The 1,042-nt window shown below is 52.7% G+C and carries 1 rRNA gene; it reads right to left on the reverse strand.

From position 1 onward, the window contains the following. Positions 1 to 1,012 (reverse strand): 16S ribosomal RNA (locus tag IFU00_22825); the annotation flags it as partial. Positions 1,013 to 1,042 lie beyond the last annotated feature (30 nt).

Below are 1,042 nucleotides of genomic sequence, written 5' to 3' on the forward strand. Positions count from 1 at the left end.
CCAAATCTCTTCGGCCTTCCGTACATGTCAAGGGTAGGTAAGGTTTTTCGCGTTGCATCGAATTAATCCACATCATCCACCGCTTGTGCGGGTCCCCGTCAATTCCTTTGAGTTTTAATCTTGCGACCGTACTCCCCAGGCGGTCTACTTCACGCGTTAGCTGCGTTACCAAGTTAATTAAAACCCGACAACTAGTAGACATCGTTTAGGGCGTGGACTACCAGGGTATCTAATCCTGTTTGCTCCCCACGCTTTCGTGCATGAGCGTCAATCTTGACCCAGGGGGCTGCCTTCGCCATCGGTGTTCCTCCACATCTCTACGCATTTCACTGCTACACGTGGAATTCTACCCCCCTCTGCCAGATTCTAGCCTTGCAGTCTCCAACGCAATTCCCAGGTTGAGCCCGGGGATTTCACGTCAGACTTACAAAACCGCCTGCGCACGCTTTACGCCCAGTAATTCCGATTAACGCTTGCACCCTACGTATTACCGCGGCTGCTGGCACGTAGTTAGCCGGTGCTTATTCTTCAGGTACCGTCATTAGCGAAGGATATTAGCCCTCACCGTTTCTTCCCTGACAAAAGAGCTTTACAACCCGAAGGCCTTCTTCACTCACGCGGCATTGCTGGATCAGGCTTTCGCCCATTGTCCAAAATTCCCCACTGCTGCCTCCCGTAGGAGTCTGGACCGTGTCTCAGTTCCAGTGTGGCTGGTCGTCCTCTCAGACCAGCTACTGATCGTGGCCTTGGTGAGCCTTTACCTCACCAACTAGCTAATCAGATATCGGCCGCTCCAGGAGCACAAGGTCCGAAGATCCCCTGCTTTCATCCTTAGATCGTATGCGGTATTAGCGTAACTTTCGCTACGTTATCCCCCACTCTTGGGTACGTTCCGATATATTACTCACCCGTTCGCCACTCGCCGCCAGGTTGCCCCGCGCTGCCGTTCGACTTGCATGTGTAAAGCATGCCGCCAGCGTTCAATCTGAGCCAGGATCAAACTCTTCAGTTCAATCTCTGTTTGTTGGCATTTCTGCCACCC

This window comes from Oxalobacteraceae sp. CFBP 8761 (assembly GCA_014841595.1).
Taxonomy (GTDB): Bacteria; Pseudomonadota; Gammaproteobacteria; order Burkholderiales; family Burkholderiaceae_D; genus Telluria.